This window comes from Streptomyces sp. NPDC055189, assembly GCF_053606765.1.
The window spans coordinates 38,926-64,993 of sequence record NZ_JBSGSG010000056.1 but is presented as its reverse complement, the minus strand read 5'-3'; the positions used below and the strand labels follow the sequence as shown (position 1 = coordinate 64,993).

Here is a 26,068-nt window from a genome sequence, read left to right as displayed (position 1 = left end):
CGGCTGGAAATCCAGCCCGTCCGGCGTTTGAGGACGAACTCGGCGAAGCCGGTGATCGACGGCTAGCGCGCGATGTCCCCGTACCCGACAACCTCCCGCGGGTCCCGCGTACCGGGGCCCACGTACCGCGCCGATGGGCGGACAAGACGCCCCGTCCGCTTCTGTTCGAGGATGTGCGCCGACCACCCCGCGGTCCGCGCGCACGTGAACATGGACGTGAACATGTGCGCCGGCACCTCGGCGAAGTCGAGGACGATCGCGGCCCAGAACTCGACGTTCGTCGCGAGGACGCGGTCCGGACGGCGAGCGTGCAGCTCGTCGAGCGCGGCCTTTTCCAGCGCCTCCGCCACCTCGAAGCGAGGAGCGCCCAGCTCACGGGCGGTGCGGCGCAGGACCCGCGCCCGCGGGTCCTCGGCCCGGTACACCCGGTGGCCGAAGCCCATAAGACGCTCACCCTTGTCCAGGGCCTGCTTCACGTAGGCGACCGCGTCCCCCGTCCGCTCGATCTCCTCGATCATGCCGAGGACACGGGAGGGAGCCCCGCCGTGCAGCGGCCCGGACATGGCGCCCACGGCCCCGCTCAGCGCCCCCGCCACATCCGCGCCCGTGGAGGCGATGACGCGCGCCGTGAACGTGGACGCGTTCATGCCGTGCTCGGCGGCCGACGTCCAGTACGCGTCGACGGCCTGGACGTGCTTGGGGTCGGGCTCGCCGCGCCAGCGCTTCATGAAGCGCTCGACGACCGTGTCCGCCTTGTCGATCTCGCGCTGCGGGACCATCGGCAATCCCTGGCCGCGCGCCGACTGGGCGACGTACGAGAGCGCCATGACGGCGGCCCGTGCGAGGTCGTCGCGGGCTTCCTGCTCGCTGATGTCCAGGAGCGGCTTCAGGCCCCACACGGGGGCGAGCATCGCGAGCGCGGACTGCACGTCGACGCGGATGTCTCCGGAGTGCACCGGGATCGGGAACGGCTCGGCGGGCGGCAGGCCCGGATTGAACGCACCGTCGACCAGCAGGCCCCAGACGTTGCCGAAGGAGACATGGCCGACCAGATCCTCGATGTCGACGCCGCGATAGCGAAGCGCGCCGCCTTCCTTGTCCGGTTCGGCGATCTCCGTCTCGAACGCAATGACTCCCTCAAGTCCGGGTACGAAGTCGGACATCAGGCGGCTCCTCGTGATGTGTGCGACAGATGGTGGTGACAGACAGCTCGTGACCATGTGTCAGAAGTGGGCAATTCCGGCCCGGTTCCGCGGTCTGCCGGTGCGTCGACGGCTTCCGGTCTTCGACTCGCGTTCCGGTTCGGTCACCCGGGTGATGCCCCGTGCGGCTGGTGGTCACCCAACCGATTCGGTAGCGGGACGATATCCCTTGGTGCCACCCTTGGCGATGGTATGCGGCACTCAGTGCCACACGTCACCTCCCTGAGGGGCGCAACAGCCCGTCGGCAGATGCCTCGTATACGGCAGTATGACCGCGTGACCGATCGAGCCACTCCCGTACCCGCCCCGGCCGACCCCGCCGCCATTCGTGCCCACTACGGAATCGACGGGCTCCTGGAGACGGAGCTGCCCGCCACGCCCGTCGAGCTGTTCGCGCTCTGGTTCACCCAGGCGCTCGCCGCGGCCGGCGAGGGCGTGCTCCACGAGCCGAACGCCATGGTCGTCTCGACGGTGGACGCCGCGGGCCGCCCCAGCTCGCGCACGGTCCTGCTGAAGGGCTACGACGAGCGCGGCTTCGTCTTCTTCACCAATTACGAGTCCCGCAAGGCCCGTGAACTGGCCGCGAACCCGAACATCGCGCTGCTCTTCCCCTGGCACCCGATGGCCCGCCAGGTCATCGTCACCGGCACGGCGGAGCGCGTCGCCCGCGAGGAGACGGTGGCGTACTTCCGCACCCGCCCGCACGGCTCCCAGCTCGGCGCCTGGGCCAGCGCCCAGTCCTCGGTCATCGCCACGCGCGACGACCTCGACCGCGCGTACGACGACTTGGCGGCGCGCTATCCGGAGGGCGAACAGGTGCCTGCGCCTCCGCACTGGGGCGGTTTCCGCGTCGAGCCGCGGTCCGTGGAGTTCTGGCAGGGCAGGGCCAACCGCCTGCACGACCGCCTGCGCTACGAACGGACGGGGCCGGATGCCGCCGCCGTCGCCGCTTCGGAATGGACCGTGGAGCGCCTCAGCCCGTGAGCGGGGAGCGCCTCGGCCCGTGAGGACCGGCCGCCGGGCGGCCTATCCCGTCAGGACCGGCCGCGGGGCGGCCTATCCCGTCAGGACCCCGTCCAGAAACGGCTGGATCGCCTCGCGCCACGCCTCCGGCTGGTCGTAATGCACCAGGTGGCCCGCGTCGGCCACCTCCGCATACGCCCCGCGGGGCAGCACGCGGACCATCTCCTGGGACTCGGCACGGCCCAGCTCGCCGTCCAGGCCCCGGACGACCAGGGCGGGGCACTGGACCTGGGTCAGGCCCTCCCAGTGTGCGTCGTACACCCAGGTCTCGCGGGACTTCAGCATCTGGTCGCGGTCGAATACGGGGCGCCAGCCGTCCGGGCCCTCGGTCATCACCTCCGCGAAGAACTCGCCGCGCGAGGGGTTCGGCCGCTCCACCCAGGGATCGTCCTCGCCGAACCACTTCCGGACGTCGGCGAGGGTGGCGAAGGGGACGGGCCAGGCCTTGAACCAGTCCTCCCATTCGCGCTGCGACGCGGCGCCGAGCGCGGAGGCCCGCATGTCGCAGATGATCAGGGCGCGGACGAGATCGGGGCGCTTCGCGGCGAGCTCCCACGCGGTGAGCGCGCCCATGGAGTGGCCGATGAGGACGGCGGGTGCGAGGCCGAGCTGGACGAGTGCGGCCTCGGCGTCGTCCACGTAGGCCCCTGCGGTGAAGGGGCCCTCCGGGGGTTTCTCGCTCTGTCCGTGCCCGCGCTGGTCGAGTGCGACCGCGCGATGCCGCTCGGAGAGCCAGCGGGCGGTGCCCGCCCAGTGGGAGGCGCGGCCCATCAGGCCGTGCAGTAACAGCACGCCTCCCGGTGACCCGTCCTGTTCCGTGGACTTGGGAGGATCGGCGAACTCCCAGGCAGCGAGGCGTACGCCGTCCGCGCCCGTCACGTCAATGCGCCGCACCATGGTTCCTGGCACCCCCCTTGAATCATCTCGGGCTGAACGCCTGGTTCTGTCACGCACCCCCGCACGCTATCGAACCCTTTTTCGAAAGCGGCCTGTTCGCCGGTAACACCCCTCGTTCGAGTGACCACGCTCAAGGATTGTTCGCCGCCGCCGAGGGGAGATCTCCATCGGGAGGCGGGCCGCTCGGGGAAAACGGTCCGAGGGGGACGACCCCGGGAGCTCGGGGCTCCGGGTCGGAACAGGGGAGGACAGGCCCCGGCGCTCAAGGGCGCCGGGGCCCTCTGTATGCACGGGGCGTGCTGGACGACGTGCCGGACGACGTGCTGAACGTGCTGGTACGCGCCGTTCGCGTACGTGCTCCCGCTCATCAGATGGGCACATCCTTCTGCCCCCTCCCACGGCCGCGGCGGCCGGACCCGGCGCCGCGGCAAGAGCCCTCAAGTCATATGCCTCTCGCGACAGCCTCGCACGCAAAACGGCCTCGCGCTGCGATTCCGCACACTGAATCTTGGACCCCATACAATCCCGGGGTCTTCACAACTGGCCGACGCGTCACGCTAGTTGACACGTACTCCCGGTAAGGGGAGTACGTGTGCCTCAGCGCTTGGCGACGAATACGTGCGAGGCGACCTCGGCGTCCAGCTCCGCGGCCTCGCCGCTGCTGCCCACGAGCACCCCGCCCGCGGACTCCGTCACGCTGACCACGGAGCCGGGCTGCACGCCCGCGCGCCGCAGCGTGTACATCAGCTGCGCGTCCGTCTGGATGGGCTCGCCGATGCGGCGCACCACGACCGTCGCGCCGTCCGCGCCCGGGTCGAGGTCCACCAGGGAGACCATGCCCTCGTCCAGGAACGGGTCGGCGCCGTCCTTCTCGCCCAGCTCCTCCAGGCCCGGGATCGGGTTGCCGTACGGAGACTCGGTGGGGTGGCGCAGGAGCTCCAGGACGCGGCGCTCCACCGCCTCGCTCATCACGTGTTCCCAGCGACACGCCTCGGCGTGGACCTGCTCCCACTCCAGGCCGATCACGTCGACGAGCAGGCACTCCGCGAGTCGGTGCTTGCGCATCACGCGGGTGGCGAGCCTGCGGCCCTCCTCCGTCAGCTCCAGGTGGCGGTCGCTCGCGACGGCCACGAGCCCGTCGCGCTCCATGCGCGCGACCGTCTGGCTCACCGTCGGCCCGCTCTGGTCGAGACGCTCGGCGATCCGGGCGCGCATGGGCACCACACCTTCCTCCTCCAGCTCGAGGATGGTGCGCAAATACATCTCAGTGGTGTCAATAAGCCCCGACATGGGTGCCCCTCAGATCTCGCTCGTGCGGCCGGCCCTGGCATCAAGTCTGACGCATACCGCTGACAACCGGGTCGCGCCAGGGGAAAACCCGGTCCTGACGGCCTCGACGGCGTGCTCGGGCCGTATTGACAGGGCACTGGTCCAGACCGCAACGTGATCCGCGGCACACGGGAAAAGCGTGCAGGAAATACGTGCAGGACTTACGTACAGAACACATACGGACCCGGAAAGGTTCCTCGGCGCATGGGCTCGAAGAGCGAGAGCAAGCTGGCCGGTCAGTACATCGACGCCGCGATCGGACTGCTCGGGCGGGTCCGCGACGAGGAGGCCGGGAACGTCGACGCGGCGGGCACGCTGCTCGCCGACGCCGTCGAGGCCGGCAACAGGCTCTTCGCCTTCGGCGCCGGGCACTCCTCGCTCGCCGCGCAGGACGTCGTCTACCGCGCGGGCGGCCTCGCCCTGATGAACCTCCTCGCCGTCCCCGGCGTCGTCGGCATCGACGTCATGCCCGCCACGCTCGGCTCCGCCCTGGAGCGCGTGGACGGGCTCGCGGGCGCCGTCCTGGACTCCTCGCCGGCCCGCCCCGGCGACGTACTCGTGATCATCTCGCTCTCCGGGCGGAACTCGCTGCCCGTGGAGATGGCGATGAACGCCCGTGCGCTGGGCCTGAAGGTCATCGGCGTGACGTCCGTGGCGTACGCGACGGAGACGAAGTCGCGGCACGTGTCAGGGACCTTCCTCAAGGACCACTGCGACGTCGTGATCGACTCCAAGATCGCGCTCGGTGACGCGGAGCTCAGCCTGGACGCGGTCGACGCGCCCTTCGGGCCCGCATCCAGCGTGGTCACCAACGCGATCATGCAGGCGGTGATGGCGACCGCCGTCGAGGCCTTGGCGGGGCGGGGGATCCAGCCCCCTCTGCTGCGGTCGGGGAACGTGGACGGCGGGCACGACTGGAACGGCAGGGTGTTCGATGAGTACGGAGACCGGATCTTCTATCGGCGCTGAGGGCCTGCCGGGCCCCCGCCGGGGCCTCAAGGGCCCGTGGGGAAGCGCACGCGCACGCTGAGTCCGCCTCCTGCCCCGTTCGCCTCCGCGGTCGCCTGTGCGCCGTGTGCGCGGGCGATCGCGTCGACGATGGAGAGACCGAGGCCCGCGCCCTCCCCGCGCGCGTGGGTACGTTCCCCCAGGCGCCGGAAGGGCTCGAAGAGGTGCGGGACGGTTTCCGGCGGGACGACGGGCCCCGTGTTGGTGACCTCGATGCCGTCAGGACCGGTGCGCACCTCGACCCGGCCGCCCTTGACGTTGTAGTCCACGGCGTTCGCCACCAGATTGTGTACGAGGCGGTCAAGCAGGACCCCGTCGCCGTCCACGGTGAGCGGCTCCGCGTGCAGGGACAGGGTGACGTCCCGCTCGGCGGCCCGGTCCGCGAGCCCCTCCGCCACCGCGTCGGCGATGACGTCGAGCGCGACCGGCTCGCGCCGTTCGAGCCCCCGCTCCGAGGTGGCAAGGAGCAGCAGGCCCTCGATCAGATGCTCGCTGCTCTCGGCGACGGAGATGAGCTTCGTACGGATGCGGGCCACCTGCCCGGGGTCGGGCTCACCCGCGAGGCCGATCTCGGCGGCGGCCCGCTGGACGGCGAGCGGGGTGCGCAACTCGTGCGCGGCATTGGCGGCGAACCGCTGCTGCGCGCTGACCAGCTGCTCTATCCGCCCGAGCATCTCGTCGAAGGTGTCGGCCAGCTGCTTCAGCTCGCCGGGCGGGGCATCGAGCGCGATCCGCTCGTGCAGGTTCTCGCCGGAGAGCCGCCGCGCGGTGCCGGTGATCACGGCCACGGGGTGCAGGACGCGGCCCGCCATCCACCAGGCGAGCAGGATGGAGAGCGCCGCGTACACGAAAAGGACGATGACGGACACGGTGAGCAGCCGGCTCAGGGCCGCCTGCTCGGCGACGTCACTGATCCTCGTGACGGCGAGGCCCTGCGTGATGTCGGCGGACGTGACGCCGTCCGTGGGCAGCGCCCTGGCGGGCGAGGCGGAGGGGGCCGGGGTGACCGTCCGCCAGGGCGGATACATCCTGCGGGCGGGCACCGCGGTGGTGACGGCGGTGCTGATCGAGGAGTAGAGCCCCTGCCGCACCAGAAAGTAGACGAGCCCGGTGAGCAGCGCCCCCGCGAGGACGAGCATGCCGCCGTAGAGAGCGGTGAGCCGGGCGCGTTCGCTGCGCAGGCCGCCGAAGCGGATGCCGTGTCCGCGGATGCCGTGTCCGCCGGGGCGCCTCACGCCGACCACCCCGCGATCCGGTAACCCGCGCCCGGGACCGTCTCCACCACCGGCGGGTCGCCCAGCTTCGTACGCAGCTTGGAGAGGGTGACGCGGACCGCGTTCGTGCGGTAGCTGGTGTCCTCCTCCCAGACCTGTTCGATCAGGTCGTCGCCGCTGACCACCGCGCCCTCCGCCCGCAGCAGCGTCTCAAGGACCGCGAACTCCTTGCGGGAGAGCGCGAGATGGCGGCCGTCGCGGCTGGCCTGGCGGCGGGCCGTGTCCAGGACCAGGCCCGCGCGTTCGATCACCGGCGGCAGCGCGGGGCGCGTGCGGCGGCCGAGGGCCAGGACGCGGGCCAGGAGTTCGTCGTACGCGAAGGGCTTGGTGAGGTAGTCGTCGGCGCCCAGGCCCAGGCCCGCGACCCGCTCCCGGATCGTGGCCGAAGCCGTCAGCATCAGGACGCGGGTGAGCAGCCGCTGGGACACCACCCTGCGGCACACCTCGTCGCCGTGCAGGCCCGGCAGGTCCCGGTCGAGGATGACGACGTCGTACTCGCCGAACTGGAGCTTGCGCAGCGCGGTCAGGCCGTCCGCCGCGACGTCCACCGCGAGCGCGTCGCGGCGCAGCCCGTCGGCGATCATCTCGGCCAGGAATTCCTCGTCCTCCACCAGCAGTACGCGCATGCGGCCCTGTGTACCTGAAGTGCACCTTTCCTCGGTGTAAGCGTCTCCGTTGAGAGAAACGAAACCCCCGTTCCCGCCAGCCTGAGCCGCGTCGGCGTGTCAACGCGTCGGCGCGTCAGCGAGAAGTGAAGGGGACGCCATGAGGACTCGTACGCGCTCAACCGCCATCGCATCGGGGTTCGCCGCACTCGCCCTGTTCGCCGGAGCCTGCTCGTCCGGCGGCGGCGAGAGCAGCAGCCAGGACAAGGCCGACGGCGGCAAGGGCAAGCAGGCCGACGCCGCGTTCAAGGAGCGCGAGTGCCTGCGCAAGCACGGCCTCAAGGTGCCCGAGCCCAAGGCCGGCGAGGACAGCCGCGGCATCACCATCGGCGGCGACCTCAGCAAGGAGAAGATGGAAGCCGCCATGAAGGAGTGCACCGGCAAGAACGGCCGGCCGGGCGGCGGATCGGTCTCGCAGGCCGACAAGGACAAGATGCTCAAGTACGCCCGCTGCATGCGCGAGAACGGCTTCAACATGCCCGACCCGAAGTTCGACGGCGGCGCGATGGAAGCCCAGAAGATCCCCGAGGGCGCCGAGGCGAAGAAGATGGAGAAGGCCGCCGAGGCGTGCAAGGACATCGTCGCGTGAGGCGCCGCACCGCCGTCGTCGCCACCGTCGTGGCCCTGCTCGCCATCACCGGCGGCGGCGTCGCCGTCACCGCCCTCGCCGACAACGGCAAGGACACTTCCGTGCGGCAGGACTCCGGGCTCCCGCCCGCCACCGCCCCCGTCGAACGCGGCGACCTCAGCAGCGGCACCCAGACCGACGGCACCCTCGGCTACGCCAAGGAACGCAAGATCAACGCGGGCACGTCAGGCACCCTCACCTGGGCCGTCGGCAGCGGCTCGACGGTCCGGCGCGACGGACGGCTCTACGAGGTCAACGGCGTCCCCGTGCGCCTCATGTACGGCACCGAGCCCATGTACCGCACGCTGAAGACCGGCGACGAGGGCAACGACGTACGGCAGCTGGAGGAGAATCTCCAGGCGCTCGGATACGGTGCCGGACTCGCCGTCGACGACGAATACACGGCGGGTACGGCCGCCGCCGTCAAGCAGTGGCAGAAGGCGCACGACGAGAAGCAGACGGGCCGCGTCGGCCCCGACCAGATCGCCTTCTCGCCGGGCGGCGTCCGCGTGAAGTCCGCCGATTCGGCCGTCGGCGACCAGGTCGCCCCGGGCAAGCCGGTGCTCGGCACGACGGGCTCCGAGCGGGTCGTACGGTTCCAGCTCGACGTCGCCGAGGGAAAGCTCGCCAAGGTCGGCACCAAGGTCACCGTGGACCTGCCGGACGGCACGACGGCCCAGGGCCGGGTCGCCTCCGTCGGCAAGACGGCCAAGCCGGGCGACGACCCGTCCGACAAGACCCCCAAGATCCCCGTGACGGTCTCCTTCGACGACCCCGGCAAGGTCGACGGCTTCGACCAGTCCCCGGTCACGGTCAACCTCACCGGAGAGACCCGCAAGGACGTCCTCTCCGTCCCCGTGAACGCCCTCCTCGCGCTGCCCGGCGGCGGCTACGGAGTCCAGGTCGTCGAGCACGGCCGCGCCCGCCAGGTGAAGGTCGGACTCGGCATGTTCGGCCAGGGGCGGGTGGAGGTCACCGGTGGCGGGTTGCGGGACGGCATGAAGGTCGGGGTGCCCAAGATATGAGCGCCGTGGTGGAGTTGGGCGGGGTCACCAAGGAGTACCCCGGTGGCGTCGCCGCCCTGCGCGGTGTGGACCTGACGGTCGAGGAGGGCGAACTCCTCGCCATCGTCGGCCCCTCCGGGTCCGGCAAGTCGACGCTGCTGCACATCATCGGCACCCTCGACCGCCCCTCGGAGGGCTCGGTGGCGATCGCGGGCCACGATGTCGCGACGCTGGCCGACCGCAGCCTCTCCGCGCTGCGCGCACGGCACATCGGCTTCGTCTTCCAGGCGTTCCATCTGGTGCCGGGGATCAGCGCGCGGGACAACGTGGCGGAGGGGCTCCTGTACTCCGGCCTCTCGCGCGGGGAGCGCCGGGCGCGGGCCGCGGAGGCGCTCGACCGGGTGGGCCTCGCGGACCGCATGAAGCACCGCCCGCACGAACTCTCCGGCGGCCAGAAGCAGCGCGTCGCCATCGCGCGCGCGGTGGTCGGTTCGCCGGACCTGCTCCTGGCCGACGAGCCGACCGGGGCGCTCGACTCCGCGTCGGGCGAGGCGGTGATGGAGCTCCTCCACGACCTCAACGCGGAGGGCGCGACGATCGCCGTCATCACGCACGACACGGAGATCGCGGAGCACCTGCCGCGGCAGGTGCGGATCAGGGATGGGCAGGTGGTGGCGGATGTGGCGAATGTTGCGGATGTGGCAGATGTGCGGGCCGCGGCTCGTGAGGAGGTGCGGCCCGGATGATCCGTACGAAGAAGATCGGGAACCCGCGTCTCAAGGCGGCGCGGCTCGGCCCGCGGGACGTTCTCCACGTCGGCTCGGCGGGCCTTCGCAGCCGCCCGGTCCGCGTCGTCCTGTCCGCGCTCGGGATCGCGATCGGGATAGCCACGATGATCGCGGTGGTCGGCATCTCGTCGTCCAGCAAGGCGCAACTCATGCGTGAGCTGGACGATTTGGGCACGAACATGCTGGTGGCTTCGCCGGGGGAGCCCATGTTCTCCGGGGAGAAGGTGGTGCTTCCGCGTGACGCGGCGGGCCGGGTCTCGCGCGTGAAGGGCGTACGGGACGTCGGCGCGACCGGCGATCTCGAACGCAGCGTGCGGCGCAGCGAGAAGATCCCCGAGGACGAGACCGGCGGCATCTCCGTCAAGGCGGCGACCGAGGGTCTGCTGAAGGTGCTTCGGGGCGGGATGGGGCACGGCACGTGGTTCAACGCGGCCAACAGCCGCTATCCGTCGATCGTCCTCGGCCATGTCGCTGCCGAGCGCCTCGGCATCACGGAGCCCGGCCAGCAGGTGTGGGTGGACGACCGCTACTTCACGGTCGTCGGCATCCTCGACCCGCTGCCGCTCTCGCCCGACGTGGAGCGCTCGGCCCTGGTGGGCTGGGCGGCGGCCAAGAGCGAACTCGGCTTCGACGGCCGCCCGACGTCGGTGTACGAACGGTCCACCGACGCTTCCGTGCACGAGGTCCGTGACCTGCTCGCCGCGTCGATCGACCCGGAGAACCCGCGGAACGTCCAGGTGACGGACCCGTCATCTGCCCTGCAGGCGAAGGCGGCGACGGAGGGCGCCTTCTCGACGCTGCTGCTCGGGCTTGGCGGGATCGCGCTGCTCGTGGGCGGCGTCGGAGTGGCGAACACCATGATCATCTCGGTCCTGGAGAGACGCTACGAGATCGGCCTGCGGCGCTCGATGGGCGCGACGAAGGGGCAGATCCGCATCCAGTTCGTGACGGAGTCCCTGATCCTTTCCGGCCTCGGCGGCGTCGCGGGCATCGCCCTGGGGGCAGCGGCGACGGCCGCGTACGCGGTGTCGGGCGGGCTCCCCTGGGTGATCCCCCTCTGGGCGGTGACGGGCGGCTTCGGCGCGACCCTGCTCATCGGCACGGTGGCAGGCCTGTACCCAGCGGTACGGGCTGCCCGCCTCTCCCCGACGCTGGCACTGCACGCGGCGTAGCTCGCGGGGCGGGCGGGGGTTTATGCATGCCGCTCGGCGGCGCCGTGGACGGGCTCCAGGCTGCTGCACGGGTTGCTCGGCGGGTGCCAGGATGGGCTCCGGGCCTGCGCGCCGGGTGCTCGGCGGGTGCCGGGACAGACTCCAGGCCGCCGCTTCGCGGCGAATCTTTCCCGCCCACCCGCCCAGCACCCCGCAGCGGCAATCGGACCGCCCCACCCGCCCAGCGCCCCGCAGCGGCAATCGAACCGCCCCCACCCACCCATCACAACACGGGGCAAACGGGTGGGTGGGCGGGAGAGATCCGCCGCGAAGCGGCGGCCTCGAAAAGCGCCGAGCTACCCGCAGGGAAGCCGCCCCGCGCCGAGGTACCCGCAGGGAAGCCGCCCCGCGCCGAGCTACCCCCATGGAAGTCACCCCGCGCTCAGCCCCCCGGCAGGGAATTCAGCCCCCGGCAGGACCCAGCAAATCCGCCAGATCAAGCGATGCCGCAACCCTCGCCGCGACGCTCTCCGCATAAGCCGCATCCGCCCGCTCGAACTGCGTACGGCTGGCACTCCGCAAAAACGTCACGACGCCCAACGTCCGCCCCCGACTCCGCAGCACCGCGCACAACGCGTGGACGGAATCCTCCGGCCACTGCCTGGCCGCGGCCCACTGCCGGGCACGCTCGGGCGGCGCGGTGCCGGCGCTGGCCCGTACGGAACCCGCCCGGTCCACGCTCTGCGGGGCCGGGTGGCCCTCCAGATAGCGCACGGGCAGGCCCGCCTTGGCCACCGGCAGGCACGGCCCGGGAGCGCCCGCAGGCGTCGCGGCAACCCGGATGAGACGCACCGGCTCCGCATCGCCCGCCCCCGTGCCCCCCGTGCCCCCCGCGCTCCCCGTGTCCCCCACGCCCGCCACCAAGTCGATCAACGCATGGTCCGCGAACCCGGCAAGGGCGAAGTCCAGCTGGACCGTAGCCGCATCGGTCGGATCCTCGCACTCGCCCGCGGCCCGCGCCGCCCGGTGCAACTGCTGCGAACGGAAACGAAGTTGCGCCGCCTCCTGCTCGGTCTGCTTGGCCTCCGTGACGTCCAGGAACAGCCAGGCGACCCCCAGCGGCACCGGCTCCTCCGCCAACGGCGACGCCAGCCGCAGAAAGCCGCTGCGCCAGCAACGCCGCTCGGGCTCACCGCTCTCCGAAGCCTGCACGGAGACCCACATCTCGGCGGGCGCGGGCGGCGCCCCCTCGGCGAGCACATGGCTCAGCGCGCTCTCCAGCTCCTCCACACCCTGCCCGAGCAACTCCCCGAGAGGCCGCCCCAGCAGAGCCGTACGCCCCATCCCAAGGGCACGAGCGGCATGCTCATTGGCCACGGCAGGACGGAGATCGGCATCGACGAGCACCACACCCCACGAGGCGTTCTCGAACAGCGCCTCGCTCAGGGCTATGGACCGCTCCAGGTCGATCTGCGCGTGCACCTCGCTGAACGCGCAGTACAACCCGGCGGGTTTCCCGTCCCCGCCCCGCACGGCAGCGGACTGGGTCCGCACGAGCACCCGCCCGCCGTCCTTGGTCAGCAACGCGAACTCGTGCACCTGGCGACCGTGCGCCTCCATGGCCGCCAGGAGCCGCGACTCGACCTCCTCGGCATCGGCCGTCCGCACCGCCCACCCCGCGAACCCCTGCCGCCCGACGGCCTCCGCCGCCGACCACCCGAGAATCCGCTCGGCCTCACGATTCCAGTGCGTCACGACCCCGTCGGCATCGAACGCACACAACGCGGCGTCCATCCCGTCCAGCAATGCCGCAAGCAATTCGGCCCCACCGGGCTCGGGCCCGTCAGGCCCCAACTCATCGGTGGTTCCGCTACGCCGGGAAGCACTCACCTGGCACCCCCTGCAGGCCGTGTCCTCATGAGCTGCATGTTCTGCGAGTTCCGCGTGTACCGCACGTCAGATCATTGAACTCGAACGTGACGCAGCCCACAGGTACTTCCCAGAAGTTCGACGAAATCGTTGCCCCGCGTGAACGTCCCGGGACGGCCCGATGTTCCTCGAGAGTCTCGCACCAAAGAAACGAACTCACGTCCTTCTCTTCGCACATACGGATGACCTCGTGTGCTTCTGCCCGTCGCGATAGGTGTGATCGCTAGCGTCGGCGATGCATACACGAAGGGAGGTCACTCGCTCCTCGGCCCCGTGGCCGGAGCCCGTCCCATTGCGCGGACAGGCCGAGTGACCAGCCCGAGTCATCAAGACCACCAGGTCAAAGGAAGGCGCTCTTCGATGACTACGTTTCCCGCAGGCGAGCAGACCCACCGGGCTGTGCTTCCTCAGCAGCCCGCACTGGAATCCGTGGGAGCAGACACCCTCAGGAGCGAGGACGAAACGGCTTACGGACTCCCCGCCGCCGCGCGGGGCACCGGCGGGGAACATGGGCGAGGGGAGACCGGCGGGCATGGCGTCAGAACCCGTCGGCGTCACGCCGAATCGGCCGCTGCGGCGGTGGAGACGGCAGAGATCGGGAGCGGTGACGCTCCCACGTCCGGGTACGACGGAGGCGTCGGCGAAGCCAGAGTCTTCGTGCTGGCCAGAGACCGGCAGCCGTTGATGCCGTGCCACCCCGCACGGGCCCGCGAACTGCTCGACAAGGGGCGCGCCGTCGTCCACCGGCAAGTCCCCTTCACCATCAGGCTCAAGGACCGCGCACGCGTCGACTCGGAAGTCGCCGGCGTGCAACTGCGCATCGACCCCGGATCCAAGAGGACCGGCATCGCCCTCACGGACGAGAAGAAGGAAGCCGGCCATGGAGGGGAGCCCGTCGTCGTACGCCGGGGTCTGATGACGGCCGAGCTCCGCCACCGCGGCGATCAGATCCGCCACTGCATGAAGCAGCGCGCCGCGTACCGGCACAGACGACGTTCCGCGAACCTCCGCCACCGAGCACCGAGAAGGGACAACCGAACCCGCCCGGAGGGATGGCTCGCCCCCTCAGTGCGTCACCGGGTCGACACCACCGTCTCCCTGGTGACCCGCTTCTGCCGGTACGCGCCCGTCACCGAGGTCCACCTGGAAAGCGTCGCGTTCGACTCCCACTCCATGAGCGTCGGGAAGCAGCTCAGAGGCGCCGAGTACCGGGACGGCGCACTGGCCGGTACCGACGCTCGCGCCCACTTGCTCGCCGCGCGGGGCAAGGTCTGCGGCTACTGCGGAGTGACCGGCGCCCCTCTGAACATCGACCACATCCACCCCGTCAGCCGAGGCGGTTCCAGCAGACTCTCGAACCTCGTACTCGCCTGTGCCCCCTGCAATCAGGCCAAGGGCAGCACACCCGTCACCCGGTTCCTCGCCGACCGGCCGGGGCGGCTTGCGGTGATCCTTGCGCAGACCCGGACGCCTCTGCGCGATGCGGCCGCCATGAACTCGACCCGCGTACAACTCATCGAGGCCCTGGGTGCGCTCGGCCCGCCGGTGCATGCCTGGCCGGGCGGCCGTACCCACCGCAACCGCATGACGACGGGGCTCGAGAAGACCCACACCACCGACGCCCTCGCCGTCGGTAACCTGGATCGTGAGAACGGCGGCAAGATCGTCCGTGTGCCCACGCGCGTTCTGGTCGTGAAAGCCACCGGACGAGGCTGCTACGCCCGCACCACCCCCGACCGCTTCGGCTTTCCCCGACTTCGCAGGGCGCGGATCAAGCGGCATTTCGCATACGTCACGGGGGATCTCGTACGCGCGACAGTGCCCACCGGCAAGTGGGCCGGCACCTGGCGAGGGCGCGTCTCCGTGCGGGCCAGGGGCCAGCACAGCATCGCCGCGCCGACAGCGCGGATCAACGTCTCCCACCGGCATCTGCGGCTGCTCCAGCGCGGCGACGGATACGCCTACGACACACGCCGGGAGCCCGTCCGACCGGCTTCCGGAAAAAGCGGTTGAGCCGAGCCGCCCCGCTTCCTAGGCTGTGGACCATCACGGAGAGGAGGTGGTTCGGCAGATGTATGGAAACCGGACGCGTGAGGTGACTGCGGGCTAGTGGCCCGTCGTCGCAACTCGATTTCGGCGCCGGACCAGCACGTGTGATGTGCGTGCAGCCGGCCCAATCCCAAGCAGTCACCCGACCCGCGAGCCGCCGGTAAGTCCGGCCGGCTCCCCGCCGTCTCGTACGGCGGGGACCACGGCTCGCGGGTCGTCTGCGTTCCCTCGGAAGAAGAAGTTGGCCGGCCCTGTCGATCCGGTCGTTTCTCGTTCGACGTCATGGTGTGCGGCGCCTTGCCGCGCGGTCATGTGACAGGACCTGACGAGGATGAGGGAACACGTGGATCAACTGCTGAGAGTCATGAACTTCAACGTCTCGAGTGACGGCATCGGCGCCGGTGCCGCCGAGCACCAGAGCCTCGACCTGCCATTCGGCCTCGACCGGCCCGAGAGGCTGTTCTCCTGGGCCGGAGCCACGGCGAGCTGGCCCATGCGCGCGGACGCGGGCGGAAGCCGGGGCCTCGACGACTACTTCACGCGGGACTTCGCCCGCAACATCGGCGCCGAGATCATGGGCCGCAACAAGTTCGGGCCCCAGCGCGGGCCCTGGCAGGACGACGAGTGGCGGGGCTGGTGGGGGGAGGAGCCCCCGTTCCACACCCCGGTGTTCGTCATGACCCACCACGAGCGTCCGTCGTTCACGCTCTCCGACACCACGTTCCACTTCGTCGACGGCAAACCGGCCACGATCCTCGAACGGGCGCGGGAAGCGGCGCAGGGCAAGGACGTCAGGCTTGGTGGCGGGGTCAGCACCGTCCGGCAGTTCCTCGACGCCGATCTCGTCGACACCCTGCATGTGGCGGTGGCGCCGTTGGAGCTCGGGTCCGGACAGCGCCTCTGGGAGTCCCCCGAAGACCTGCTCGACCGGTTCCACCTGGAGGTCGTGCCGAGCCCGAGCGGCGTGACCCATCACCTGTTCTGGCGGAGGTGAGGCGGGGAGGAGAGAGGTGACGCAGGGGCCCTGCTCGCCTTCGGGCAGCGGGCCCCTGCGGCCGGGCCTCAGCCCTTGCTGACCGCGGGCCTCAGCCCTTGCTGACCGCCGACCTCAGCCCTTGCTCACCGCCGAGAGGATCTCCGGCAGCCGCCGCGCCACCCTCGGCGCCGCAAGGCGCAGGCCGAAGTACGTGATCACCGCTCCGTAGGCGCCGCCGAGCGGCAGCAGCAGCCAGGACCAGGACGCCGCGCCCGAGATGTGCAGCCAGATGGTGAAGGCGAGTACCGGGGCGCAGAGCAGTGCCGCCGCGACCATTCCGCCGAAGATGGAGATCCAGGCCAGGCCCGCCTGTCCCGGAGCCACGTTCTTGTAGCCCTCCTGCGGGATCGAGTAGGGGAAGCGGGCCGAGGACCAGGCGCCCGTGGCCAGCATCGCGCCGAGCAGGGCGAAGGAGAGGCCGAGTGCCTCCGGCAGGCCCGTCCAGTCGCCCAGGACGGCCGCCGTGACGACCGTCACGAGCGTCGCGTACGGGAGGGTGATCACCAGGAGGGCCAGTGCGCGGGCGCGGAGTTCGATGTACGCGTCGTACGTCGAGGAGATCGCCATCGCGACCATCCAGAACGCCGAGGTGTCCTGGCCGAACTGGTTGTACATCAGGACGCCGAGCATCCCGGCCGCGAAGCAGGCGAAGTAGATCGAGCCGGTGCCCTGGAGGGCGTTGAAGAGCGGCACGATGAGTCCGATGGCCAGGGACGTCACCCAGGCCGCCTTCGTCTTCGGGTCGCGCCACACGTAGCGCAGGCTGCGCTCCATGACCGTGCCGGTGCGCCCGCCGGGGAGCAGGCGTCCGAGGCCGCGTGCCGGGCGGGCCTTGGCGGGGCCCGACGCCGCGAGCGTCGAGCCGTCGGGGGTCGTCATGAGGTGGGTGAGGCTGCGTTGCCAGAGGGCGAGGAGTGTGGCGAGAGCGGCTGCGCTCAGGGCCAGTTGTGCGATCCCTGTCGCGTACGAGCCCTCGCTCACCGAGTCGACGGCGCCGATCGCCGACGCGGGCGGGATCCAGCGCACGACGTCCGCCGCCGGGTCGAGCTGCGAGAGGCCGGAGGAACCGAGGCGCTGCGCCCCGAAGTTGACGACCTGCGCGCCGACCGCGATGACGAGGCCGCTCAGAACGGCCAGATCGCGCCCCTTGCGGCTGGTCAGAAGCCGGATGTTGGCGGCGGCGACGGTGCGGGCGAGGGCCACGCAGATGAGGAGGGTCAGGGCGATGGCGAGGATCGCCGTGATCGTGGCCGCCGCGCCGTGCGCGAGGGAGATGACCGCCCCGAGCGCGAGGCAGAGCGTGAAGAGCGGCCCGATGCCCACCAGGGACGCCACGAGGAGCGCGCGCACCAGCGGCCGGGGGCGCAGCGGCAGCATCACCAGGCGGGTGGGGTCGAGGGTCTCGTCGCCGCTGGGGAAGAACAGCGGCATCACCGCCCAGCCGAGCGCGAGCACGGCGGTGAGCAGGACGGAGATGGTGGCGGCGTGTTCGTTGCCGCGCAGGGCGATCAGGCCGAGGAGCTGGAGGGCTGCGACGAGGAGCGCGGCGACGACGGAGGCGATGTAGGCGGCGCGGCGTCCTGTCGACTGGTGCAGGCCGTTGCGCAGGAGCGAGAGCTTCAGGCGTACGAAGACGGCGGTCACAGGGGTGGCGGCGGGCGCGGACGTGGCCGTCGGCGCGCTCATCGGGTGCCGCCGCCCAGCCAGTCGAGGTGCGAGCCGTTGTCGCGGGCGCCGGCGCCGACCAGTTCCAGGAACGCTTCCTGGAGCGAGGAGGCGTCGCCCCGTACCTCGGCGAGGGTGCCGTGCGCGCGGATGCGTCCGGCGGCCATCACGGCGACCCAGTCGCAGAGCGATTCGACGAGTTCCATGACGTGGGAGGAGAAGACGACTGTCGCTCCGGACGCGGTGTAGCGCTCAAGGACGCCGCGGATGATCTGCGCGGACACCGGGTCGACGCCCTCGAAGGGCTCGTCGAGGAAGAGGACCTCGGGGTTGTGGAGCAGGGCCGCGGCGAGGCCGATCTTCTTGCGCATGCCGGTCGAGTAGTCGACGACGAGTTTGTGCTGGGCGCCCGCGAGGTCGAGTACGTCCAGGAGTTGCGTGGCCCGCTTGTCGACCTCGTCGCCGGGGAGTCCGCGGAGCCGTCCGGTGTACGCGAGGAGTTCGCGCCCCGAGAGGCGCTCGAAGAGGCGGAGCCCTTCGGGCAGGACCCCGATGCGGGCCTTGACCTGGACGGGGTCGGTCCACACGTCGTGGCCGACGACCTCCACCGTGCCCCGGTCCGGCCGCAGGAGGCCGGTCACCATGGAGAGGGTGGTGGTCTTTCCGGCGCCGTTCGGGCCGACGAGGCCGATGAACTTGCCCGCGGGGAGCACGAGGTCGATCCCGGCGACCGCGATCTGCCGGCCGAAGGCCTTCCACAGCCCTTGCACTCTTACCGCTGCGGGCGGTGCTGCCTCGGTCACGGTGTCCGCCTTTCGTCGCCGTTTCCGCACGATACGTCGGGGGGAAGCACAAAAGCCGGACGGGAGCTGGAAAACCAGCCCGTCCGGCGTCCGTGCCCCGGAGATTCCCTAGCGCCGTGCCTCGCGCCCGCACGCGTAGGCCAGCGGCGAGATGATCTCCTCCGCGTCCGGGAGCCACCGGTTCGCGGCGGTGGGGCGGCACGCCCACTGCACGGCGCCGGTGGCGCCGAAGCGGGTCGGCGGGGCGGCGACGTACGCGCCCTCGCCCAGCGTGACCAGGTCGATCGCGGCCGGCGGCCAGCCCAGCTTGCGTACGAGGTCCGGCACCTTGGCGGTGGCTCCTGGCAGGACGAAGAACTGCATCCGGCGGTCGGGCGTGCAGGTCACGGGGCCGAGCGTCAGCTCCATCCGCTTCATGCGGGCGAGCGCGAGGAATCCGGCGGTCTCCGGCACGTCGATCGCGTCGAACGTACGGCCCGTGGGCAGCAGGATCGAGGACTTCGGCTGCTTGGTCCACAGCCGCCTGGCCCCGGTCGCACTGCCCGTCGCCTGGGTCGCCCAGTCCTCGCGCGCCGGGTGCGAACCGGGTGTCGTGCACGCGGTGTCACCGCACGAGCAGATTTCGGCCCCCTCGACGGACTCCAGCCACGTCCCCGGGAACACGTCCCAGTGGCGCTCTTCCGCGTATCGCACGGCCGTGTCCAGCAAGGATTCTCCGCGCTGCTTCGGGATGTGCGCGGCTGACGTGACTCCCATGGTCTCTTCCACGGACTTCTCAACTCCGCCCGACACCTACGGTTACGGCTGTCGCGTGCGCGGGGGCGGAGCATCGATCCTGCATGTGGGGCGCATGGGTGCACGGGCGGGGGCGCGCATGGGGAATGGGTTCCATGTGCGGGTAGCCAAGACTGGGGCACTCCGAAGAAGCAGCCCGGTTACCGACTTATGGTCCGTTTGTGGTGCATCTTCCGTTTGTCCCAAGGGCATTGATCATCTGGGGTGGCTGATTCCGGCCCCTCCGTCCAGTCCGTCCAGATGAACCACGGTGCACATCAGGGGGTACGCCATGGCCGCAAGGCCGCTCGTCGCGCGGCAGCCCAACGAAAGGCTGCAGGCACTCATTCAGGAAGCGGGTTGCTCGAACGCGGGCCTGGCCCGCCGGGTCAACATGTGCGGCGCGGAGCACGGTCTCGACCTGCGCTACGACAAGACGTCGGTCGCCCGGTGGCTGCGCGGGCAGCAGCCGCGCGGCAGGGCGCCCGGAATCATCGCGGAGGCGCTGGGCCGAAAACTCGGCAGGACCGTCACGATCGACGAGATCGGCATGGCGAATGGCAAGAACCTCGCCTCCGGCGTCGGTCTGCAGTTCTCGCCCACCGTGCTCGGTGCCATCGAGCAGGTCTGCGAGCTGTGGCGCAGCGACGTGGGGCGGCGGGACTTCCTGTCCGGGTCGTCCGTCGCCGCATCCGCGCTCGTCGAGCCGAGCCGTGACTGGCTGATTTCCTCCCCGGACGCGCAGGTCGGCCGGATGGCCGGGCCGCGGGTCGGGCTCTCCGACGTGGCGGCGGTGCGGGCCATGACGGAGGCGCTGAAGAAGCTCGACCACCAGTACGGCAGCGGGCACGTGCGGCCGGTCGTCGTGCACTACCTCAACAGCGTGGTGTCGGGGCTGCTCGCAGGTTCGTACCGCGAGGCGGTGGGGCGCGAACTGTTCTCCGCGGTGGCGCGGTTGACGGAGCTCGCCGGGTACATGGCGGTGGACACGGGCCAGCCGGGCCTGGCCCAGCGCTACTACATCCAGGCGCTGCGGCTAGCGCAGGCGGCGGGCGACCGGGGGTACGGCGGTTACGTGCTCGCCGCGTCCATGAGCCATCTCGCCGCGCAGCTCGGGAACCCGCGGGAGATCGCGCAGTTGGCGCGTGCGGCCCAGGAGGGGACGCGCGGGCGGGTCACTCCGCGCGCGGAGGCCATGTTCTACGCCGCCGAGGCCAGGGGCCACGCGCTGCTCGGGGACGGCCGTTCGACGCAGGTCGTCGCGGGCCACGCGGTCGAGGCGATGGACCGGGCGTCCGGGGAAGCGGACTCGGGCGACGACCCGGTGTGGATCCGGCACTTCGACCATGCGTATCTGGCCGATGAACTGGCGCATTGCCATCGTGACTTGGGGCAGGCGGACGCGGCGGCGCGCAGTGCGGAGGAGTCCCTCGCAGGGCATCCCGAGTCGCGGGCGCGGCGGCGGGCGATCGGCCTCGTGCTGCTCGCCACGGCGCAGGTGCAGCGCCGGGACGTCGAGCAGGCGTGCCACACGGGCATGAAGGCGGTCGAACTCCTCGGCACGCTGCGGTCGAACCGCGGTGCCGAGTATCTGGAGGACTTCCAGGAGCGGCTCGCGCCGTACCGGGAGGAGCCGGTGGTAAGGGAGTTCGGGGCGCGGATGGACATCCAGGCGGCGTGAAGGGGCGCGGGATCGCGGCGGATCGGGTCAGGGGCGCGGCAGCAGGCGCGTAAAGAATTTGTGATGTGTGTCGCGCACCTGTGAACCCGGCCCGTCCCCGCCCTTTCCGCACGGTGAACGGCCAACTCCCGTACGCGGACGATCCTGCCTGGTGGCGTTATCAGCGTTTCGCGGAGAGCTTTTGTTACTTCCGGGATTGAAGCGGTCACGGAGGTTTGAGCTGCGTGGCAGACGGCTGTGGGGACCCGGTAGCGTGAGCCGACGGTTCCGTAGGTCCCCCATTCGTAGGAGTCCCGGTGACGCAGCAGAGCGGGCATGGCGCCGCTTCCTCCGATCCGCACCCCGCGGACCGGCACGCGCACGAAGGCATCGTGCTGCCTGCCGACGGAAGCGAGCCCTTGATGCCCGGCACCACCGGCGACCACGTGGCCCCCTCGGGCGGCAGCCCCTGGGGCCAGCCGTGGGGCCCGGCACCGGCGGACCCGCCGCCCGGCTCCGGCCAGGCGTGGGACGCGGCTCCCGGCCGGCAGCAGACGTACGGCGCGGGCCCCGCGCTGCCCGCCGAGGGCGCGCAGCAGCAGGACTACGGCCAGGGCGCCTCGTACGGGCACGCCGACGCCTCGTACGGAGGCCAGGGCTACGGCGCTCAGGCTCCCGGCGCCTCGTACGGCGGCCAGGCGCAGGGCGCTCCCTACGGGACGCAGGGCGCGGGTGCGCCGTACGCGGGAGAACAGCAGGGCGGGCACTACCCGGGGCACGCCAGGGGCGGCCAGCACGCGGGCCAGCCCGCCGACGGGGCCTACGGGGCGCAGGGCGGGGCCCACGCGGGCCAGCAGGCGGGCGGCGCCCACGCGGGGCAGCCCGCTGGCGGTGCGCACGCGAGACAGGCGGGGGGCGGTGCCCACGCGGGGCAGGCCGCCGACGCCGCGTATCCCGCACAGCCGGGACATCCGCTTCCCCCGGCAGGCCAGACAGGCCAGGCAGGCCAGCTTCCGCCCGCCGCCCAGGCAGGCCAGCTGCCCCCCGCCGGTTCCGGCGCGGGCGCGCCGCTGCCTCCCGTCGCAGGGGGCCTGGCGCCGCTGCCGCCCGCCGCCGCGGGTGACGCGGACGCGACGCAGTACATACCCGCGACTCCCGGCGGCGGAGCCGGGTTCGACGAAGGCGCCACGCAGTACATACCTCCGGTGGCCCCCGGCGCCCTGCCGCCCGAGGCACCCGCGGCGGACGCCACGCAGTTCCTGGGCCGCTCGCCCATGCCCGGCGCGTCCGCGTCCGGCGCGCCGATGCCCCCGGCAGCCGGCTCCGACAGCGAGCCCACGCAGTACATGGCCCCCGTGCCCGCCGAACCGGGCAAGGCGCCCTTCGGGATACGGCCCGGCGCCCCCGGCGACCGGCAGCCGCCCGCCGAGTTCGACAGCCTCTTCCGTACGGAGAACGCGGAGCCCGAAGGCCCCGCGTCGACCCAGCAGATGCCCCGCTTCGAGCCCCAGCAGCCCGCCGCGCACGGCGGTGACGGCGGGGGCCGTGCCGCACGCCGGGCCGCTGCCGCCGCCCCCGCCCCGCGCGGCGAGGGCGGTCGCACCGGGTCGAAGGTGCCGCTCTTCGCGGCGATCGGCGTAGCCATCGCGGTGATCGGTGTCGGTGCGGGCGCCATGCTCAGCGGCGGAGGCGGCGACGAGGAGAAGGACACCCCCCAGACCGTCTCCGAGTCCGCGCCGTCCGACGAGAAACCCTCGCCCTCCGTCGACCCGGCCGAGGAGCAGGCGATCGCCCTGGACAAGCTCCTCGCCGACAGCAACAACAGCCGCGACTCGGTGATCGCCGCCGTGCGCAACGTAGGAAAGTGCGACAACCTCGGCCAGTCGGCCACCGATCTGCGCAACGCGGCCAAGCAGCGCAACGGCCTGGTCACGCGGCTTTCGCAGCTCTCCGTGGACAAGCTCCCGGCCAACGCCCAGCTGACCGCGTCCCTCACCAAGGCCTGGAAGGCGTCCGCCGCGGCCGACAACCACTACGCCGCGTGGGCGGGTCAGGTCGCGGGCAAGAAGGGCTGCAAGAAGGGCCACGCCCGCGGGACGCCGCAGGCGGTCGCCGGGAACAAGTCGAGCGGCGAGGCGACCACGGCCAAGCAGGAAGCGGCCGGGCTGTGGAACACCATCGCCCAGAAGTACGGCCTCACCACGCGCGACAAGTCACAGCTGTAGGACTCGGCAGGCGTGCGGTCCCGGAGCGGGTTACTGCGCCCGCTCCAGGGTCTTCGAGACGTTCACGAAGCCCTTCCGCGCCGGTACGAGACGGCCGTCCCGCACCATCTGGAACGTGACGTCCGCGTTGACCAGGCGCGGGAAGCCGCTCGCCGCGAGCATGTCCTTGAAGCGCCACCGCAGGGTGGGCGTCAGGCCGCCCGTCTCCACCTCGAGCCCCTGGTCCAGGGCCTGCCGCAGCGTCCGCGCCGAGACGTCGCCGCCGTCGAGCGACTCGACGGCGTGCTTCAGGACGGTGTACGCGATCCACGTCGTCTGCACGCCCGCGTCCGTCGGGTCGACCCGGTTGTCGCCGAACGCCTGCTCGCGGATGACCTCGCGCATCTCGTTCCAGCGGGCGTCGCCGGCCGCCGGGTACCAGCCGGTGACGTAGGCGCCTTCGTACGGGCCGTCGGCGCCGCCCGTGCGGTCGATGAGGGACTGGTCGACGCTGCCGAGCACGGAGGAGATCTTCGCTGCCGGGTAGGCGCTCTCGGTACGCCGGTAGGAGTCGTAGAACGTGTCCGTGCGGGCGCCGAGCGCCGCCGTGACGCAGCCGTCGGTGCCGGCGCGCTTCAGTGCCTGCTCGGCCTGGGCCGAGAAGTCGGTGCCGTCCTCGGGTGCCCGTATGTCGGTCGCGGGCCCCCGGCGGCCCTCGGTGAGGCCCGCGTCCAGGAGTCCCGGCAGGTCGTCGCCCGCGATCGTGTCGGGGCGTACGAGGGAGACGTGCTCGCAGCCTGCGGCGAGCTGTCGGCCGTTGCCCGCCATGAGGGCGGGTTCGCCGCCGTTGACCGGGTACGACAGGGGGCTGCTGAACTCCTCGTCGGTGACGCCGTATCCGCCGATGTAGGGGATGCCCGCGACCTGGAGGGGGGAGAGGAAGGACTGGCCGTGCTGGCTGTAGGAGCCGACGACGGCCGCGACCTTCTTGTCGACCGCCTCGCGGGCGCAGTCGGCGGCGCCCACCGGGTCGTTGTGGTCGTTGCAGGTGATGACCTTGAGCTGGTGGCCGTCGAGCCCGCCGTTCGCGTTGATCCAGCGCGCGTAGGCCTGCGCCATCGCCGGGATGCCCGGTTTGTTGGTCGCCTTGGTGTTCTCGGGGGCCCAGGTCATGACGGTCACGGGGTCTTCCCTGGATCCCCCCGCGGAACCAGGGACGACCCCGCATGCGGTGGTCAGGGACGCACACACCGCCATCAGGGCGGCCGCGGTGAACGCTGCGGTCCTGGTGGGACGGGTGGAGCTGGAGGGGCCTGAGGGGCGGAGGAGCAAGGTGCGTCGCGAGACGGGCATGGTCATGCACGATTCCGGCGCAGCGCCAACCATGGTGTGACGTGTTCTCAACGCATGGTGACAAGAAGGTGAATGGCAGGGGCCGGTTCGACCGCGCCGGAGGGGAACGTACGATCGATGACCGTGCAAGGTTCGGAGAACTCTTCCCGTCGTGGCCGTCGCTCAAGCACCATGGGCGGCATGCCAACGAACGACATGCCGTGGTGGCGCTGGCGCAGCAACGTGCGCTCGGCGCTGCACATGCTCTCCGACCCGGGGTTCCAGCGTGAGTGCTGGCTCGCCGGGCGCGATGAGTACGGGGACGTGACCGATGCCGTGTACCGGCTCGTCGAGGACACGTGGCTCGACAACTGGTCCGCCGACAAGTACGTGGGGACGATCTTCCGTGACGTGGAGGAGGCGGCCCTCGTCGACGCCGCGGTGCTCAGGGTCTTGCGGATCATGCATGAGGTGGGTCCGGATGCGCTGGTGTCCGCCTATCTCGACCACCCCGGGTGGCCGGAGGCGGTTCGCGCGGCGCGGGATGCGCATGTCGCTCTCGCTGTGAGTGACGGGGAGAATCCTGATGAGGCGCCCCGGACGCTTGAGGTGCTGCGGATTCTGACTCGGGCGGCGAGCTAGGTTCTTCGTCCGCGGGCGGGTGGGGGCTTGTCGCGCAGTTCCCCGCGCCCCTAAAGGGGCTGTCGGTCCGCGGAGGGTGCTCGTTGTGGGAACCTTGGGCGCATGAATGAGCCGTCCGTCGCCGCGTCCGCCGACCCCGCTGAGCAGTACGTCCTCACCCTCTCCTGCCCGGACAAGCAGGGCATCGTGCACGCCGTGTCGAGTTACCTCTTCATGACCGGATGCAACATCGAGGACAGTCAGCAGTTCGGCGACCACGACACCGGTCTCTTCTTCATGCGCGTCCACTTCTCGGCGGAGGCGCCGGTGACGCTGGAGAAGCTGCGGGCGAGCTTCGCGGCGGTCGGCGACTCCTTCCACATGGACTGGCAGCTGGGCCGGGCCGACGAGAAGATGCGCGTCGTCCTGCTCGTGTCGAAGTTCGGGCACTGCCTGAACGACCTGCTGTTCCGCTCGCGCATCGGTGCGCTGCCGGTGGAGATCGCGGCGGTCGTCTCGAACCACACGGACTTCGCCGAGCTGGTCGCTTCGTACGACATCCCCTTCCACCACATCCCGGTGACCAAGGAGAACAAGGCGCAGGCCGAGGCGCAGATCCTGGAGGTCGTGCGCGCCGAGAACGTGGAGCTCGTCGTCCTCGCCCGCTACATGCAGGTCCTCTCGGACGACTTCTGCAAGCAGCTCAGCGGCCGGATCATCAACATCCACCACTCCTTCCTGCCGAGCTTCAAGGGCGCGAAGCCCTACCACCAGGCGCACGCGCGCGGTGTGAAGCTGATCGGCGCGACCGCGCACTATGTGACGGCCGATCTCGACGAGGGCCCGATCATCGAGCAGGAGGTCGAGCGGGTCGGCCACGACGTCACGCCGAACCAGCTGGTCGCGATCGGCCGGGACGTCGAGTGCCAGGCGCTTGCGCGCGCCGTGAAGTGGCACGCGGAGCGCAGGATTCTGCTGAACGGCCACCGCACGGTCGTCTTCGCCTAGTCCGCCGCCGGATACGAC

General features: G+C 71.2%; 22 protein-coding genes. 12 read left to right on the top strand and 10 right to left on the bottom strand.

All coding sequences use genetic code 11. The features are described 5' to 3' along the window. Positions 1-62: 62 nt before the first annotated feature. Positions 63-1,163: a citrate synthase 2 gene (locus ACWFR3_RS31010; protein WP_453737971.1), complete on the bottom strand. Its 1,101-nt coding sequence runs from the start codon at positions 1,161-1,163 to the stop codon at positions 63-65. A gap of 315 nt (positions 1,164-1,478) precedes the next feature. Here ACWFR3_RS31010 and pdxH point away from each other — a divergent pair, with 315 nt between their 5' ends. Then, positions 1,479-2,186, top strand: coding sequence for a pyridoxamine 5'-phosphate oxidase (gene pdxH / locus ACWFR3_RS31005; RefSeq protein ID WP_453737970.1), 708 nt, complete (start codon positions 1,479-1,481; stop codon positions 2,184-2,186). A gap of 72 nt (positions 2,187-2,258) precedes the next feature. On the opposite strand, the gene ACWFR3_RS31000 is transcribed toward pdxH, so the two are convergent. Continuing rightward, positions 2,259-3,122 (bottom strand): alpha/beta fold hydrolase, encoded by an 864-nt coding sequence (locus ACWFR3_RS31000; RefSeq protein WP_453737969.1) that lies wholly within the window; start codon positions 3,120-3,122, stop codon positions 2,259-2,261. Positions 3,123-3,719: 597 nt separating this feature from the next. Further along, complete coding sequence (locus tag ACWFR3_RS30995) at positions 3,720-4,412, bottom strand: metal-dependent transcriptional regulator (RefSeq protein ID WP_190083856.1); 693 nt, start codon at positions 4,410-4,412, stop codon at positions 3,720-3,722. Positions 4,413-4,655: 243 nt separating this feature from the next. Here ACWFR3_RS30995 and ACWFR3_RS30990 point away from each other — a divergent pair, with 243 nt between their 5' ends. Beyond that, positions 4,656-5,420 (top strand): SIS domain-containing protein, encoded by a 765-nt coding sequence (locus ACWFR3_RS30990; RefSeq protein WP_453737968.1) that lies wholly within the window; start codon positions 4,656-4,658, stop codon positions 5,418-5,420. A 26-nt stretch (positions 5,421-5,446) separates the two neighbouring features. On the opposite strand, the gene ACWFR3_RS30985 is transcribed toward ACWFR3_RS30990, so the two are convergent. Further along, positions 5,447-6,640 carry a sensor histidine kinase gene (locus tag ACWFR3_RS30985; RefSeq protein ID WP_453737973.1) on the bottom strand — a complete coding sequence of 398 codons (1,194 nt, stop codon included), beginning with the start codon at positions 6,638-6,640 and terminating at the stop codon, positions 5,447-5,449. Positions 6,641-6,690: 50 nt separating this feature from the next. Then, the gene (locus ACWFR3_RS30980) at positions 6,691-7,359 is read right to left on the bottom strand and encodes a response regulator transcription factor (protein WP_453737967.1); all 669 of its coding nucleotides are present in this window, start codon (positions 7,357-7,359) and stop codon (positions 6,691-6,693) included. A 139-nt stretch (positions 7,360-7,498) separates the two neighbouring features. On the opposite strand from ACWFR3_RS30980, the gene ACWFR3_RS30975 reads away from it, so the two are divergent. Genes ACWFR3_RS30975 through ACWFR3_RS30960 form a run of 4 tightly spaced genes read left to right on the top strand, consistent with a single transcriptional unit; the run spans position 7,499 to position 10,990 of the window. After that, positions 7,499-7,987, top strand: coding sequence for a hypothetical protein (locus tag ACWFR3_RS30975; RefSeq protein WP_453737966.1), 489 nt, complete (start codon positions 7,499-7,501; stop codon positions 7,985-7,987). Further along, positions 7,984-9,051 carry a peptidoglycan-binding protein gene (locus ACWFR3_RS30970; protein ID WP_453737965.1) on the top strand — a complete coding sequence of 356 codons (1,068 nt, stop codon included), beginning with the start codon at positions 7,984-7,986 and terminating at the stop codon, positions 9,049-9,051. Before ACWFR3_RS30975 ends, ACWFR3_RS30970 begins: the two co-directional genes overlap by 4 nt. After that, the gene (locus ACWFR3_RS30965) at positions 9,048-9,776 is read left to right on the top strand and encodes an ABC transporter ATP-binding protein (protein ID WP_453737964.1); all 729 of its coding nucleotides are present in this window, start codon (positions 9,048-9,050) and stop codon (positions 9,774-9,776) included. Before ACWFR3_RS30970 ends, ACWFR3_RS30965 begins: the two co-directional genes overlap by 4 nt. Continuing rightward, positions 9,773-10,990 carry an ABC transporter permease gene (locus ACWFR3_RS30960; protein WP_453737963.1) on the top strand — a complete coding sequence of 406 codons (1,218 nt, stop codon included), beginning with the start codon at positions 9,773-9,775 and terminating at the stop codon, positions 10,988-10,990. Before ACWFR3_RS30965 ends, ACWFR3_RS30960 begins: the two co-directional genes overlap by 4 nt. Before the next feature lie 441 nt (positions 10,991-11,431). Here ACWFR3_RS30960 and ACWFR3_RS30955 read toward each other — a convergent pair whose 3' ends face one another. Beyond that, positions 11,432-12,859: a PAS domain-containing protein gene (locus tag ACWFR3_RS30955; RefSeq protein WP_453737962.1), complete on the bottom strand. Its 1,428-nt coding sequence runs from the start codon at positions 12,857-12,859 to the stop codon at positions 11,432-11,434. Positions 12,860-13,477: 618 nt separating this feature from the next. Between ACWFR3_RS30955 and iscB the strand changes: the two genes are divergently transcribed. Continuing rightward, positions 13,478-14,911, top strand: coding sequence for an RNA-guided endonuclease IscB (gene iscB, locus ACWFR3_RS30950; RefSeq protein ID WP_453737961.1), 1,434 nt, complete (start codon positions 13,478-13,480; stop codon positions 14,909-14,911). A gap of 379 nt (positions 14,912-15,290) precedes the next feature. After that, positions 15,291-15,941: a dihydrofolate reductase family protein gene (locus tag ACWFR3_RS30945; protein WP_453737960.1), complete on the top strand. Its 651-nt coding sequence runs from the start codon at positions 15,291-15,293 to the stop codon at positions 15,939-15,941. A 114-nt stretch (positions 15,942-16,055) separates the two neighbouring features. Here the strand turns inward: ACWFR3_RS30945 and ACWFR3_RS30940 are convergent, their stop codons facing one another. The 3 genes from ACWFR3_RS30940 to ACWFR3_RS30930 form a co-directional block, all read right to left on the bottom strand. Further along, complete coding sequence (locus tag ACWFR3_RS30940; RefSeq protein WP_453737959.1) at positions 16,056-17,669, bottom strand: transporter; 1,614 nt, start codon at positions 17,667-17,669, stop codon at positions 16,056-16,058. Further along, complete coding sequence (locus ACWFR3_RS30935; protein WP_453737958.1) at positions 17,666-18,451, bottom strand: ABC transporter ATP-binding protein; 786 nt, start codon at positions 18,449-18,451, stop codon at positions 17,666-17,668. Before ACWFR3_RS30935 ends, ACWFR3_RS30940 begins: the two co-directional genes overlap by 4 nt. 108 nt (positions 18,452-18,559) lie before the next feature. Continuing rightward, on the bottom strand, positions 18,560-19,207 hold the full coding sequence (locus ACWFR3_RS30930) for a bifunctional DNA primase/polymerase (protein ID WP_453737957.1): 648 nt from the start codon (positions 19,205-19,207) through the stop codon (positions 18,560-18,562). Positions 19,208-19,517: 310 nt separating this feature from the next. Between ACWFR3_RS30930 and ACWFR3_RS30925 the strand changes: the two genes are divergently transcribed. Together ACWFR3_RS30925 and ACWFR3_RS30920 are read left to right on the top strand one after the other, a co-directional pair. Then, positions 19,518-20,906: a transcriptional regulator gene (locus ACWFR3_RS30925; RefSeq protein WP_453737956.1), complete on the top strand. Its 1,389-nt coding sequence runs from the start codon at positions 19,518-19,520 to the stop codon at positions 20,904-20,906. A gap of 296 nt (positions 20,907-21,202) precedes the next feature. Then, on the top strand, positions 21,203-23,110 hold the full coding sequence (locus tag ACWFR3_RS30920) for a hypothetical protein (protein ID WP_453737955.1): 1,908 nt from the start codon (positions 21,203-21,205) through the stop codon (positions 23,108-23,110). 30 nt (positions 23,111-23,140) lie between these two features. Here the strand turns inward: ACWFR3_RS30920 and ACWFR3_RS30915 are convergent, their stop codons facing one another. Next, on the bottom strand, positions 23,141-24,448 hold the full coding sequence (locus tag ACWFR3_RS30915) for an ABC transporter substrate-binding protein (RefSeq protein WP_453737954.1): 1,308 nt from the start codon (positions 24,446-24,448) through the stop codon (positions 23,141-23,143). 111 nt (positions 24,449-24,559) lie between these two features. On the opposite strand from ACWFR3_RS30915, the gene ACWFR3_RS30910 reads away from it, so the two are divergent. Beyond that, a complete protein-coding gene (locus tag ACWFR3_RS30910) occupies positions 24,560-25,063 on the top strand; it encodes an SCO4402 family protein (protein WP_453737953.1) in 504 nt (167 codons plus the stop codon). Positions 25,064-25,165: 102 nt separating this feature from the next. Further along, the gene (gene purU / locus ACWFR3_RS30905) at positions 25,166-26,050 is read left to right on the top strand and encodes a formyltetrahydrofolate deformylase (protein ID WP_453737952.1); all 885 of its coding nucleotides are present in this window, start codon (positions 25,166-25,168) and stop codon (positions 26,048-26,050) included. The last annotated feature ends 18 nt before the right edge of the window (positions 26,051-26,068 follow it).

What these genes read in the sequence shown, in the direction of transcription:
- ACWFR3_RS31010 (WP_453737971.1), bottom strand. Translation starts at nt 1,163, where the DNA reads ATGTCCGACTTCGTACCCGGACTTGAGGGAGTCATTGCGTTCGAGACG.
- ACWFR3_RS31000 (WP_453737969.1), bottom strand. Translation starts at nt 3,122, where the DNA reads ATGGTGCGGCGCATTGACGTGACGGGCGCGGACGGCGTACGCCTCGCT.
- ACWFR3_RS30995 (WP_190083856.1), bottom strand. Translation starts at nt 4,412, where the DNA reads ATGTCGGGGCTTATTGACACCACTGAGATGTATTTGCGCACCATCCTC.
- ACWFR3_RS30990 (WP_453737968.1), top strand. Translation starts at nt 4,656, where the DNA reads ATGGGCTCGAAGAGCGAGAGCAAGCTGGCCGGTCAGTACATCGACGCC.
- ACWFR3_RS30980 (WP_453737967.1), bottom strand. Translation starts at nt 7,359, where the DNA reads ATGCGCGTACTGCTGGTGGAGGACGAGGAATTCCTGGCCGAGATGATC.
- ACWFR3_RS30975 (WP_453737966.1), top strand. Translation starts at nt 7,499, where the DNA reads ATGAGGACTCGTACGCGCTCAACCGCCATCGCATCGGGGTTCGCCGCA.
- ACWFR3_RS30965 (WP_453737964.1), top strand. Translation starts at nt 9,048, where the DNA reads ATGAGCGCCGTGGTGGAGTTGGGCGGGGTCACCAAGGAGTACCCCGGT.
- ACWFR3_RS30960 (WP_453737963.1), top strand. Translation starts at nt 9,773, where the DNA reads ATGATCCGTACGAAGAAGATCGGGAACCCGCGTCTCAAGGCGGCGCGG.
- ACWFR3_RS30940 (WP_453737959.1), bottom strand. Translation starts at nt 17,669, where the DNA reads ATGAGCGCGCCGACGGCCACGTCCGCGCCCGCCGCCACCCCTGTGACC.
- ACWFR3_RS30930 (WP_453737957.1), bottom strand. Translation starts at nt 19,207, where the DNA reads ATGGGAGTCACGTCAGCCGCGCACATCCCGAAGCAGCGCGGAGAATCC.
- ACWFR3_RS30925 (WP_453737956.1), top strand. Translation starts at nt 19,518, where the DNA reads ATGGCCGCAAGGCCGCTCGTCGCGCGGCAGCCCAACGAAAGGCTGCAG.
- ACWFR3_RS30915 (WP_453737954.1), bottom strand. Translation starts at nt 24,448, where the DNA reads ATGACCATGCCCGTCTCGCGACGCACCTTGCTCCTCCGCCCCTCAGGC.
- ACWFR3_RS30910 (WP_453737953.1), top strand. Translation starts at nt 24,560, where the DNA reads ATGACCGTGCAAGGTTCGGAGAACTCTTCCCGTCGTGGCCGTCGCTCA.
- purU (WP_453737952.1), top strand. Translation starts at nt 25,166, where the DNA reads ATGAATGAGCCGTCCGTCGCCGCGTCCGCCGACCCCGCTGAGCAGTAC.